General features: G+C 41.6%; 12 protein-coding genes. 5 read left to right on the top strand and 7 right to left on the bottom strand.

The window, feature by feature from the left end:
- From GTQ34_RS03845 to GTQ34_RS03815, 7 genes are all read right to left on the bottom strand, one after another.
- The gene (locus GTQ34_RS03845; RefSeq protein WP_166522431.1) at nucleotides 1–303 is read right to left on the bottom strand and encodes a hypothetical protein; all 303 of its coding nucleotides are present in this window, start codon (nucleotides 301–303) and stop codon (nucleotides 1–3) included.
- A 54-nt stretch (nucleotides 304–357) separates the two neighbouring features.
- A complete protein-coding gene (locus GTQ34_RS03840) occupies nucleotides 358–873 on the bottom strand; it encodes a DUF6787 family protein (protein ID WP_166522430.1) in 516 nt (171 codons plus the stop codon).
- A 31-nt stretch (nucleotides 874–904) separates the two neighbouring features.
- Nucleotides 905–1,351 carry a DUF6146 family protein gene (locus tag GTQ34_RS03835; protein ID WP_166522429.1) on the bottom strand — a complete coding sequence of 149 codons (447 nt, stop codon included), beginning with the start codon at nucleotides 1,349–1,351 and terminating at the stop codon, nucleotides 905–907.
- A gap of 65 nt (nucleotides 1,352–1,416) precedes the next feature.
- Nucleotides 1,417–2,058, bottom strand: a complete 642-nt coding sequence (locus GTQ34_RS03830) for a DUF937 domain-containing protein (protein ID WP_166522428.1) — start codon at nucleotides 2,056–2,058, stop codon at nucleotides 1,417–1,419.
- Between the two features lie 71 nt (nucleotides 2,059–2,129).
- The gene (locus GTQ34_RS03825) at nucleotides 2,130–3,080 is read right to left on the bottom strand and encodes a D-2-hydroxyacid dehydrogenase (RefSeq protein ID WP_166522763.1); all 951 of its coding nucleotides are present in this window, start codon (nucleotides 3,078–3,080) and stop codon (nucleotides 2,130–2,132) included.
- 6 nt (nucleotides 3,081–3,086) lie between these two features.
- Nucleotides 3,087–4,151 (bottom strand): 3-phosphoserine/phosphohydroxythreonine transaminase, encoded by a 1,065-nt coding sequence (gene serC, locus GTQ34_RS03820; protein WP_166522427.1) that lies wholly within the window; start codon nucleotides 4,149–4,151, stop codon nucleotides 3,087–3,089.
- 72 nt (nucleotides 4,152–4,223) lie between these two features.
- Nucleotides 4,224–5,267 carry an acyl-CoA reductase gene (locus GTQ34_RS03815; protein ID WP_166522426.1) on the bottom strand — a complete coding sequence of 348 codons (1,044 nt, stop codon included), beginning with the start codon at nucleotides 5,265–5,267 and terminating at the stop codon, nucleotides 4,224–4,226.
- 87 nt (nucleotides 5,268–5,354) lie between these two features.
- On the opposite strand from GTQ34_RS03815, the gene GTQ34_RS03810 reads away from it, so the two are divergent.
- From GTQ34_RS03810 to GTQ34_RS03795, 5 genes are all read left to right on the top strand, one after another.
- Entirely contained in the window at nucleotides 5,355–5,708 is a 354-nt protein-coding gene (locus GTQ34_RS03810) for a 4Fe-4S dicluster domain-containing protein (protein WP_166522425.1), read from the top strand.
- 48 nt (nucleotides 5,709–5,756) lie between these two features.
- Entirely contained in the window at nucleotides 5,757–5,885 is a 129-nt protein-coding gene (locus GTQ34_RS16865; RefSeq protein ID WP_262885598.1) for a hypothetical protein, read from the top strand.
- A 97-nt stretch (nucleotides 5,886–5,982) separates the two neighbouring features.
- On the top strand, nucleotides 5,983–7,077 hold the full coding sequence (ychF, locus tag GTQ34_RS03805) for a redox-regulated ATPase YchF (RefSeq protein WP_166522424.1): 1,095 nt from the start codon (nucleotides 5,983–5,985) through the stop codon (nucleotides 7,075–7,077).
- A gap of 113 nt (nucleotides 7,078–7,190) precedes the next feature.
- Entirely contained in the window at nucleotides 7,191–9,044 is a 1,854-nt protein-coding gene (locus GTQ34_RS03800; RefSeq protein WP_166522423.1) for a DNA topoisomerase IV subunit B, read from the top strand.
- A gap of 31 nt (nucleotides 9,045–9,075) precedes the next feature.
- Complete coding sequence (locus GTQ34_RS03795; RefSeq protein WP_166522422.1) at nucleotides 9,076–11,691, top strand: DNA gyrase/topoisomerase IV subunit A; 2,616 nt, start codon at nucleotides 9,076–9,078, stop codon at nucleotides 11,689–11,691.
- The last annotated feature ends 48 nt before the right edge of the window (nucleotides 11,692–11,739 follow it).

Raw genomic sequence — 11,739 nt, 5'->3', positions numbered from 1 at the left:
TTAGACGCTACCAGTAGGGGGTGGACGGGAAATACAATGCAGTGTATGTTGCTGTCTCTTGAATACGGGTTGTTCATAAACAACTTCAATCGTGATTGTTGGTATGAGAACTGCGGTAAAGTCCGAAGTTGATGCCAACGGCACTTCAGCCGTTTGGTTCTCAGCAAGAATGTTACAGATTTGACAGTTTTCAATGGTGTCACCCTTATCATCTTGGTGGGAGTAGACATGAAGAGCACTTACCTTGAGCAACATCAAGGAGACGAAGAGCAGAACACCAAATACTCTTGTTACTTGCTTCATATGCTGCAAAACTAGCTAATTAAAGAGGCTATTATATGTTAAGAAAAATATAAATTATGGGATTAAAAATCCTAGACCCATACGTTTCAACATTTTTTTCTCAAAACTCCAAAAGAATTGAAATTGACCAAAAACCCATCCTACAAGTACCAAAAGCACTTGATAGATTGGAAAAATCAACAAAATTCGAGCTGTCCAGTAAAGTGCTCCGTGGGTCACTTCTTTTCCTAATCCAAACCATTCCACCAAGGGTTGGGCCATTTTGGCGGACAAACTACCGGTAATAGCGAAAACTATGAAGATGGCTATCATTTCCCATTGATAGGTTACTTTCCATTTGTTCTCCAATTTTTTGAAGCACCAAATAAAAAAGCGGACCAAAACAAAATATAAAACAAGGGAAACACCAAGAGTAAAAACCCACTCGTGCCACGTGTTGTTCAATTCAAAATAGTGCAAAAGGCGCCTAGCGACCAGATAAGCAGTGTACATAGTAGCTGCAAATCCGAGAAAAGGGTAGAGCAGTTGCCAGTTTTTTGCAATCTCCCAGCGCTTTTTTATTTTTTCCATCCCCATAGAATTAGATGGCAAAAATAGGATTTTAAATTCTTGGGATGTAAGGACCCAAGCGCTGATTATATTTTCTTTGGAAATAAATGAAGTAGTTGTAGAGTTTGTAGTTCACTTCATACCCGTAATCAATTCCCGGTTCGTAGTTGATTTGCATTTCATAAAGGAAAGGGCTGTATCGATTAGGCTGTAGTACCCTTCGGTTCCATTCCATTACATAAAGCATGTTCCGGTTTTCCATGAATTGTTGCGAATAGTAGCCTTCGGGTCTGGCAATGCTCAATAACCAGGCATTAAAACCAGGTTCGATAATAATTATCTCGTATTCAGATACTTCATCCTTGATTTCGACAGGCTCTTCGTCCTCCGATTTAAAAACCGCTTTTTCCTCAGAAGAAATTTCGAGGGCTTCTTTTTGAGTACCGCAGGCGAAAACCGACAACACTATTATAATGAATGGTAAAATGCTCTTTTTCATAAGCTTAAAATACAAAAAAGCCATTTGAAAACTCAAATGGCTCTGTTAAATAAAGTTAAGAAGTTTTATTTGCCGAAAAGACCGCCCAATAGACCTCCCAGTCCTCCTTTCTTACGACTTCCTCCGTTCAATACCATGCCGGCCAAATCATCAATGACACTTCCATCGCCATCAGAATCCAAAAATGATTCTACCAATGACTGTTGTTTATTGGCAGCTCGACCTCCACCCATGAGACCACCCAAAAGACCGTTTAATCCTTCAGGGCTGCTTACACTCTGTTGCCTGGTTTGTTTTCCTAAATAACCGAGCAGTATAGGTGCCGCTATCTTTAATATTTGAGATATGGTTCCCGCATCCATTCCAGATTTACTGCTCAGGGCGTTTTCCACTTGTGGTTGTTTGGCCCCAAAAACATGACCTAGAATCCCGGCACCGTCATTAACCACATTTTGGTTCACTCCACCACCAAAAAGACCTCCTAAATCGTCCAAGATGCTTCCATCATGTTTGGAAGAAAGGGCGTTCATTAATCCTTGTGCTCCTCCAGGGGTTGAAGCGTTTTTCTTCATGGCACCCATCAATAAGGGCATGGCCATACTTAAAACCTCGGCTGTTTTGTCCTCGGGCTGACCGGTTTGACCAGCAACCCCACTTATCAATTGTTTGCCCGTAGGGCTATTAATTAAATCTAGTAATCCTGACATGCTTATAGAGTTTAGTTAAGGATTACAATGTACAAAAAGATACCTTCACACTTCTTCCAGGCGATGAAAATTTATGTTACCAAATCTATGATTTGGGACGCCATTTCCATACTAATTCGTTCTTGTGCTTCTTGGGTAGATGCTCCAATGTGTGGGCTCAAGGTTATTTTGGGATGCATTAATATCTTTATTTCCGGATTGGGTTCGGATTCGAAAACATCCAATCCTGCAAAGGCTATTTTGTCGTTTTCCAATGCATCCAACAAGGCAACTTCATCGACAACCCCACCTCTAGAGGCATTGATTATCCCAGCACCAGTTTTCATCTTTTCCAATTCCTTTTTTCCGATCACATAGCCGTTTTGGGAAGGAACATGAAGACTTAAAAAATCGGATTTCTTGAGAACGGTATCAAAATCATGGTTCGTTAAATTGAATTTTACCCTTTGTCCATCATAAAAGGAAATTTCCAGTGGCACTATGTCGGCATGATGGTCATTGTATATCACCTTCATTCCCAATCCTAAGGCCATTTTGGCCGTTGCTTGACCAATTCTACCAAAACCAATGATGCCCAATGTTTTACCACGAAGCTCGGTGCCATTGGCATAACTTTTCTTCAATTGCTTGAACTTGCTATCGCCCTCCAAGGGCATATTTCGATTGGAATCGTGCAAAAATCGTACACCGTTGAACAAATGGGCGAACACCAATTCTGCTACGGATGCGGATGATGCTGCCGGCGTATTTATTACATGGATTCCTTTCGATTTGGCATACGCCACATCAATATTGTCCATGCCAACGCCTGCACGACCTATTAATTTGATATGGGGACAGGCATCGATGAGTTTTTTGGGCACTTTTGTGGCACTTCGAACCAACAAGACCTGAATGTTATTTTGGTTGATGTAATTTGCCAACTGCTCTTGGGCCACTTTTGTGGTTATCACCTCAAAATTTTCTTTTTCGAGCATTTCTATTCCAGCTTTGCCTAAGCCGTCGTTTGCTAGAACTTTTATCATGTGCTATCCCTTCTTTTCCATTTCGCTCATAATGTCAACGAGCACCCCAACACTTTCAAGGGAAAGTGCATTGTACATAGATGCCCTATAACCACCAACAGAACGATGACCATTTATTCCATTTATTCCTGCCTCCTTGCATTTTTCATCAAAAATGTCCTTTAGCGTTTCATCCGTGATGGTAAAAGTGGCATTCATGTTGGAGCGGTCTTTTTTGGCGGCAAAACCGGAAAAAACAGGATTCAAATCAATTTCTGAATAAATCAGATTAGCCTTTTTCTCATTGATTTCTTCAATGGCAGCAATTCCACCCAAATCCTTCAACCATTGCATGGTTAGCATGGATACATAAACGGCAAATACGGGAGGGGTATTGAACATACTGTCCTTGGATATATGTACCGAATAATCGAGCATGGAAGGTATTTTTCGAGTAACCTTCCCTAATGCTTCTTCTCTTATGACCACTAAAGTGGTTCCGGCTGGCCCCATGTTCTTCTGGGCTCCAGCGTAGAATATATCGAACTTGGAAAAATCAAGCTGTCTTGAGAAAATATCTGAACTCATATCGCATACCAAGGGCACATCAGTTTTCGGGAATTCCTTGATTTGCGTTCCGAAGATGGTATTGTTCGAGGTAAGGTGCAGGTAATCCAAATCATTTGGGATGCCATACCCTCTGGGTATGTAATTGAAATTGTGATCCTGCGAAGAAGCCACTTCCACGACATCGCCGAACAACCGTGCTTCCTTAATGGCTTTAAGACTCCATGTTCCCGTATTTACGTATCCCGCCTTGTTTTCAAGCATGTTGTAGGCGGCCATCAAAAATTGGGTGCTTGCGCCTCCTTGTAGAAAGAGTGCTTGGTAACCTTTGCCCTCTAAACCTAGCAGTTCCAGTGCCAGCGAACGGGCTTTTTCCATGATATCAACAAATTCCTTACTTCGATGGGATATTTCAATCAACGACAATCCAATGCCGTCCAATTCCAATACGGCTTCGGATGCTTTCTGCATCACTTCTTGAGGTAAAATGCAGGGTCCTGCACTAAAATTGTGTTTTTTCATGTTCTGTGTTTCGAGGGGTAAAGGTCTTAAAAAAACTTGTATCTAAAAACGCTAGTATAAGGAAGTCTTGCATTATAGGTTTATTAAAAACTCCATAGTGTCCACACCATCGGCATATTCATCCAATGTGGGTTTTTGGGTATCACCAAAGGAGATGTCAGTTTCTTTGCTCCCATCGGAAACAATACATTGCAATGCTTCCTTTTGATTGTTAAGCTCTTCCCTTAACGTTTTTTCTGAGTCGTAGTACGTGTAGAAGAGAGCAGCAATAGGGGATGAAAGACTTTTGTCTTCCTTGAGAAGAAGAAAGCCATTGTCCAAAATCTTGAAATCACTCATCAGATAAACGGCCTTGTTATAGTCGTAGTTATTGGCATATTTATGATGGTCTATTACGTGTTTATACGAAAATAATGCATCAAAAAGGACATTAAAGTTGTATCCTTTGGGCACGAAAATTTTGGAAACATTACGACAACCCAAGCCGAAATACCTAAAAATGTCCTCACCCAGGGCAACTAACTGTCCTTTGGACTCATTGCCTGTAAGTATGGCCACGGAATTTCTGTTTTTCCGAATAATATTGGGTCCTTTTGAAAAATAATACTCAAAATAGCGGCTCGTGTTGTTGCTTCCAGTAGCAATGATGGCATCAAAGTCCTTGAACTTGCCTTCTACAAAGCTTATTTTTTCTTTGAATTTTAGTTCTTGTTTTACCAAAAAATCCACCAAAAAGGGAAGGAGTATTTTGTCATTGGAAGAAAGCTTTGCCAACACCTTGTTTCCCGTTAAAAGCACGCAGATAAAATCATGAAAACCCACGAGAGGAATATTTCCCGCCATTACGATTCCGATAGTTTTTGGAGTGACATTGTCGTCAATGGAATATTTTGAGAGCCACTGTTCCAGGTTTTCCTTGGTCAATAGCGCTGACCATTGTTCTAGGGCATAAAGAATATTATTTCGTGTAAACCAGCCATTTTGTTGTTCGGCCAAAGTGATGGTTCGAATGAAGTTATCATCCAAACTTGAATCATCCCTATTGTGGTTTTCACAGAAATCCCTGATAAAACTTCCGAGTTTAACAAAAGCTTCTAAAATAGCTGGATGCCGCATGATTATATTTGTACACTAATTGAGTAGGCTTTATTTTTGCCAAAAGTAAGCATGCTTGAAGATTTCAGCTAAAGGAAAAAGAAAATTATGGCAATTATCATAACAGATGAATGTATAAATTGTGGTGCATGTGAGCCAGAATGCCCCAACACTGCAATTTATGAAGGCGCGGATGAATGGCGATACAGTGACGGAACTTCCTTGACCGGCGATGTGGTTTTGCCCGACGGTAAGGCCGTAAATGCTGATGAGGTTCAAGAACCGATTAGTGATGAAATATATTATATCGCTCCAGATAAGTGTACCGAATGTATGGGATTCCATGAGGAGCCGCAGTGCGCGGCCGTGTGTCCTGTGGATTGCTGTGTTCCTGATGAAGACCGTGTGGAAACGGAGGACGAACTTCTCGGCAAGCAGCGCTTTATGCATCCAGATGGGTAAACTATAGAAAAAGAAATTTGACCCGAATCAAAATGGTTCGGGTTTTTTATGCAGGAAAAAGAACAATCATATAACGGATTTTGGAAACAGGCAGGATGTTTTCTTTCCATAATAGCTATTTTGGGTATTGTGGCGGTGTTCATTATTGGTTTCTATCTTTTGATCAGCGGATTTTAACTGACCAACCAAAACTTCAACTTATATTTGCAGCCTTAAATCAGCAATCAACTTTTTTGGTGCTGCTATCGAATGTCTGAAATCTAATATCTCATTAATGAAAGCCGGTATTGTAGGATTACCAAACGTAGGAAAATCGACCCTTTTCAATTGCTTGTCCAATGCCAAGGCACAAAGTGCCAACTTTCCCTTTTGTACCATAGAGCCCAATATTGGGGTGGTGAATGTTCCAGATACACGATTGCAAAAGCTGGAGGAGCTTGTAAAACCTGAGCGTGTAATTCCAGCCACCGTTGAGATTGTGGATATTGCCGGTTTGGTAAAGGGCGCCAGTAAGGGTGAAGGACTCGGCAATCAATTTTTGGGAAACATTCGTGAAACCGATGCCATTCTCCATGTTTTGAGGTGTTTTGACGATGACAATGTGGTGCATGTAGATGGCTCCGTTGACCCTATTCGGGATAAGGAGACCATTGATATGGAATTGCAACTGAAGGATTTGGAGAGTGTTGAAAAGAAACTGGACAAGGTGAAACGCGCTGCCAAAACGGGAAACAAGGAAGCCCAGAAAGAAGAGACTGTGTTGTCCAAAGTAAAAGAAGGACTGGAGTCGGGGGAATCGGTCAGAGCTATTCCTTTAGGAGATGAAGAAAAAATAACCTATGTGAAACCACTCCAATTGATTACCGACAAGCCTGTAATGTATGTTTGTAATGTGGATGAAGCTTCAGCGGTGGACGGCAATGCCTATGTGGAGAAGGTAAAAGAAGCTGTAGCCAACGAGAATGCTGAAGTCATTTTTTTGGCTGTGGGCACTGAGGCCGATATTACCGAGTTGGATACTTTTGAAGAACGGCAGATGTTCTTGGAAGACATGGGGTTAACAGAACCGGGCTCATCCAAGTTGATACGTGGCGCTTATAGGTTATTGAATCTGGAAACTTATTTCACCGCAGGTGAAAAAGAGGTAAGAGCGTGGACCATTCCCGTTGGAGCAACGGCACCACAAGCCGCAGGGGTTATACATACTGATTTTGAAAAAGGCTTTATCCGCGCCGAGGTCATTTCCTATGAAGATTATGTTAAATATGGCAGCGAGGCCAAAGTAAAAGAAGCGGGACGTATGCGCGTTGAGGGGAAGGAATATATAGTAAAGGATGGGGATGTGATGCATTTTAGGTTTAATGTCTAGGTTCGGAACCATGCTATTTATGACTATCAACACCAGATGTTGATTACTTTCTTCCCGCTTTACTTTTATTTTTGCCCCTAAATTTTATATTAGCAAGGATTAACCCTTAACTAATGGCAGAAACCCAATATACCGAGGACAATATCCGTTCGCTGGACTGGAAGGAGCATATCCGCATGCGCCCAGGGATGTACATTGGTAAATTGGGCGATGGTTCTTCCGCTGATGATGGCATCTACATTTTGCTCAAGGAGGTCATCGATAACTGTATCGACGAGTTTGTGATGGGTGCGGGCAAGACCATCGAAATCAGCATACGGGAAAATACCGTTCATGTGCGTGATTATGGTCGAGGCATTCCCTTGGGCAAGGTAGTCGATGTGGTCTCCAAAATGAATACCGGAGGAAAGTACGATACCCGGGCCTTCAAAAAGTCGGTAGGGTTGAATGGTGTGGGAACCAAGGCCGTCAATGCACTTTCCACGTATTTCCGAGTGGAGTCCAACCGGGACGGGCAATCCAAAATCGCTGAATTTGAGACGGGCGACCTTGTGAATGAAGAGTTTTTGAAAGAAACTTCAAGGCGCAGAGGTACCAAGGTAAGTTTTGTGCCTGACGAATCCATTTTCAAAAAATACAAATACCGGAACGAGTATGTAGAACGCATGCTCAAGAACTACGTATACCTTAATCCGGGATTGACCATCGTCTTTAATGGGGAAAAGTACCATTCCGAAAACGGCTTAAGGGATTTGTTGGAGGATAACAATAACCAAGAAGATTTTTTATATCCGATTGTTCATCTTAAAGGAGAAGACATAGAAGTTGCGCTAACGCACAGTAAAACGCAATATAGTGAAGAATATCACTCTTTTGTAAACGGACAGCATACCACCCAAGGAGGAACCCATCAATCTGCTTTTAGAGAGACGATTGTAAAGACCTTGCGTGATTATTATGGTAAGAATTATGATGCTTCAGATATTAGAAAATCAATAATTTCTGCCATTTCAATAAAAGTGATGGAACCCGTGTTCGAGAGTCAGACCAAAACTAAATTGGGCTCTACCGATATGGGGGGTGATTTACCTACAGTGCGAACCTACATCAATGATTTTATCGGTAAATATCTAGACAATTACCTGCATAAGAATCCGCAAACTGCGGAAGTTTTACAACGAAAAATTGTTCAGGCCGAAAAAGAACGAAAAGAACTCTCTGGTATTCGAAAATTGGCACGCGAGCGGGCAAAAAAGGCCAGTCTCCACAACAAAAAATTACGGGACTGCCGAATACACCTTCAGGATATGAAAAAGGACCGAAGGCTGGAGACCACCCTTTTTATTACTGAAGGGGATTCTGCATCTGGGTCCATAACTAAATCAAGGGACGTAAACACGCAAGCCGTATTCAGTCTCCGGGGTAAGCCATTGAACTCCTATGGCATGTCCAAAAAAATCGTTTACGAAAATGAGGAATTCAATCTGCTGCAGGCGGCTTTGAACATCGAGGAGTCCATGGAAGACCTTCGCTACAACAATATCGTGATCGCTACGGATGCCGATGTGGATGGAATGCACATTCGATTGTTGCTGATTACATTCTTTTTGCAATTTTTTCCAGAATTGATCAAAGAAAACCACCTTTATATTCTCCAAACACCGTTATTTCGGGTGCGAAACAAAAAAGAAACCATTTATTGTTACAGTCAGGAGGAGAAACGTGCGGCTCTTGATAAACTGTCAGGGAAACCAGAAATAACGAGATTTAAGGGGTTGGGTGAAATTTCTCCGGATGAGTTCAAACATTTTATTGGCGATGATATCCGTTTGGAACCTGTTATGCTGGACAAGGCCATGAGCATCGATAATCTGTTGAAGTTCTATATGGGCAAAAATACGCCCGACCGACAGGAATTCATTATAAATAATCTTAAAGTAGAACTCGATTTAATAGAAGAAAAATAACTATTAATCAATAAACTACCATTCCTTCTACATGGAAGAGAACGAAGCATTGAATGATGAAGGTTTAGAAAACCAGGACACCCTTACCAAGGTGACAGGCATGTACAAAGATTGGTTTTTGGATTATGCCTCATATGTCATTTTGGAGCGTGCCGTACCGGCCATCGAAGATGGTTTTAAACCAGTGCAGCGCAGAATTATGCATGCGCTAAAGGAATTGGACGACGGACGCTACAACAAAGTGGCCAATGTCGTGGGACATACCATGCAGTACCATCCTCACGGGGATGCAAGTATTGCCGATGCCATGGTTCAAATCGGTCAGAAAGATCTCCTTATCGATACCCAGGGAAACTGGGGTAATATTTTGACCGGTGACAGTGCAGCGGCTTCACGTTACATTGAAGCACGACTTTCTAAGTTTGCATTGGAAGTTGTCTACAGTCCAAAAATTACGGAATGGCAGCTGTCGTATGATGGAAGAAAAAAAGAGCCCATAAATTTACCGGTTAAGTTCCCATTGCTGTTGGCCCAAGGGGCAGAGGGTATTGCAGTAGGGCTGTCCACCAAGATCTTACCGCACAATTTCAATGAGCTGATTGACGCTTCCATCAAACATTTAAAAGGACAACGTTTTAAATTATATCCTGACTTCCCTACTGCGGGTATTATCGATGTGACCAATTATAATGACGGCATGCGAGGAGGGAAAGTTCGGGTTCGTGCAAAGATCTCATCCCTGGACAAGAACACCTTGATCATTAGTGAAATCCCATATGGGACCAACACATCGTCTCTAATTGATTCCATTCTAAAAGCCAACGACAAGGGTAAAATCAAAATCAAAAAGATTGAAGACAACACGGCTGCCGAAGTAGAAATATTGGTGCATTTGCCCAGTGGCCTGTCTCCAGACAAAACCATTGATGCCCTATATGCATTTACAGCCTGTGAATCCTCCATTTCCCCACTGTCCTGCATTATTGAGGATAACAAACCCAGGTTTATCGGCATAAAAGAAATGCTTGAGCGCTCCACGGACAATACTGTGGAATTGCTTAAAGCAGAGCTTCAAATACAACTCAAGGAGCTGGAGGAGCAGTGGCACTTTGCCTCGTTGGAGCGAATCTTTATTGAAAATAGGATTTATCGTGATATTGAAGAGGAGGAAACTTGGGAAGGGGTTATCGCTGCCATTGACAAGGGTTTGAAGCCTCACATCAAAAACCTAAAAAGAGCGGTGACGGAGGAAGATATTGTGCGGTTGACAGAAATACGGATTAAACGAATCTCCAAGTTTGATTTGGAAAAAGCACAGCAACTCATTGAAAGTCTGGAAGATCGTATAGCCCAAACGAAACATCATCTCGAAAACCTAGTGGATTTTGCCATTGATTATTTCAAAGAGCTCAAAAAGAAATATGGCAAGGGGCGGGAACGTAAATCAGAAATAAAGATTTTTGATGATATAGAAGCTACCAAGGTGGTAATACGAAACACAAAGCTCTATGTGAACAGGGAAGAAGGTTTCGTGGGAACTTCATTGAGGCGCGATGAATATGTAACCGATTGCAGCGATATTGATGACATTATTGTTTTCACCAAAAAAGGGGAGATGATGGTCACCAAAGTGGATTCCAAAACGTTTGTTGGCAAGAACATTATCCATGTGGCCGTATTCAAAAAGAAAGACAAACGCACTACCTATAATATGGCTTACAAAGTGGGCAAGGGGGGTCCGAGCTACATTAAGAGGTTTAATGTTACCAGTATTACTCGTGATAAAATATATCAATTGGCAGGAGAAAAAGCTTCAGCCGAAGTGCTCTACTTTTCAGCCAACCCCAATGGAGAAGCAGAAGTTGTCACGGTGATGCTTAGGCAATCCGGAAGTATTAAAAAATTAAAATGGGACTTGGATTTTGCCGATGTCATTATAAAAGGAAGGAGCGCAAGGGGTAATCTTGTAACAAAATATGCTGTCAAGAGAATAGAGCTTAAGGAAAAGGGTGTATCCACACTAAAACCAAGAAAAATTTGGTTCGATGATATTGTGGGCAGACTCAATGTAGAAGGAAGGGGAGAGTTGCTAGGGGAGTTCAGGGGCGATGACCTCTTATTGGTAGTAGAGCAAAACGGGACTATAAAGACCATTGCCCCTGATTTATTGACTCGTTTTAATGACGATATGATAAAACTGGAAAAATGGAATCCCAAGAAACCAATATCTGTCATTCATTACGAAGGTCAAAAAGAACGGTATTATCTGAAACGTTTTTTGATAGAAAATCCAAATAAGGAAGAACTGGTAATCTCAGAGCATCCAAAATCGTTCTTGGAATTGGTGGCGACCGATTGGAGGCCCGTCATCGAAATAGAATTTACCAAACCCAGAGGAAAAGATCCCAAACCCAACCAAAAAGTGGATGTTGAAGATTTTATAGCCATTAAGGGGATTAAAGCTTTGGGGAACCAATTGACTTCAGAAAAGGTAAAGAACATTAATGTTTTGGAACCTTTGCCTTATGTGGAGCCCAAGGAACAAGCTCCAGAAGAAATCGAGGTGATCGACGAAGAGTCCATAGATGTTACCAATGATGATATAAAATCAAAAGATGAGGGTTCTGACCAACCTACTTTGTTTTGAGGTTTTATTTGCCTATTTTAACCGTGAAGTATAATTAAGCAGCACAGC

Source organism: Flagellimonas ochracea, from assembly GCF_009903685.1.
In the GTDB taxonomy this organism is placed as follows: Bacteria; Bacteroidota; Bacteroidia; order Flavobacteriales; family Flavobacteriaceae; genus Flagellimonas; species Flagellimonas ochracea.
This window is presented reverse-complemented; position numbering and strand designations above follow the sequence as displayed.